This is a genomic window from Paraburkholderia sp. Ac-20342 (assembly GCF_017104985.1).
Lineage (GTDB): Bacteria > Pseudomonadota > Gammaproteobacteria > Burkholderiales > Burkholderiaceae > Paraburkholderia.
Genome location: NZ_JAAGPQ010000226.1, coordinates 1 through 799, shown reverse-complemented (window position 1 = coordinate 799; position 799 = coordinate 1). Strand labels below are relative to the sequence as shown.

Annotated in this window: 1 protein-coding gene and 1 pseudogene; both read left to right on the top strand. The window is 60.3% G+C overall.

Annotation, left to right across the window (positions count from 1 at the left end):
* On the top strand, positions 1-558 hold a 558-nt coding region (locus tag G3N58_RS33880), incomplete at its 5' end, for an amidohydrolase family protein (RefSeq protein ID WP_206001374.1).
* A 2-nt stretch (positions 559-560) separates the two neighbouring features.
* A pseudogene (locus G3N58_RS33875) lies at positions 561-799 on the top strand (4-carboxy-4-hydroxy-2-oxoadipate aldolase/oxaloacetate decarboxylase); the annotation flags it as partial.

The following is a 799-nucleotide window of genomic DNA, read 5'->3' as shown; positions in this document are numbered from 1 at the left end:
TCGGATCGCTACTGGTACCCGATCTACGAGAAGATGGTGGAGTACGACATTCCCGCCATGGTTCACGTGAGCACGAGCTGCAATGCGTGCTTCCACACGACCGGCGCGCATTATCTGAATGCGGATACGACCGCCTTCATGCAATGCCTGACCTCGGACCTGTTCCGCGATTTCCCCACGCTGCGTTTCGTGATTCCGCACGGTGGTGGCGCGGTGCCGTATCACTGGGGACGCTTTCGCGGTCTCGCGCAGGAGTTGAAAAAGCCTGTGTTGAAGGACCATCTGCTCAACAATATTTTCTTCGACACCTGCGTCTATCACCAACCGGGTATCGATCTGCTGACGCGCGTGATCCCCGTCGACAACATCCTGTTCGCGAGCGAGATGATCGGCGCGGTGCGCGGCATCGATCCGGAGACGGGCCACTATTTCGACGATACGAAGCGCTATATCGAAGCGGCGCATGTCGATGCGCAGGAACGCCAGAAGATCTATGAAGGAAATGCACGGCGTGTTTATCCGCGCCTCGATGCCTTGCTCAAATCAAAGGGGCTGTAATCATGTATGAACTCGGAGTCGTCTATCGCAACATCGAGCGCGCGGATGCCGGCGTGGCCGAAAAACTAGGCGCGCTCGGCAGCGCCACCGTGCATGAGGCCATGGGCCGCGTGGGCCTGCTCAAGCCTTATATGCGCCCGATCTATGCGGGCGCGACGGCGGCCGGCACGGCCGTCACCGTGCTGCTGCATCCCGGCGACAACTGGATGCTGCACGTCGCGGCCGAGCAGATTCGCCCCGG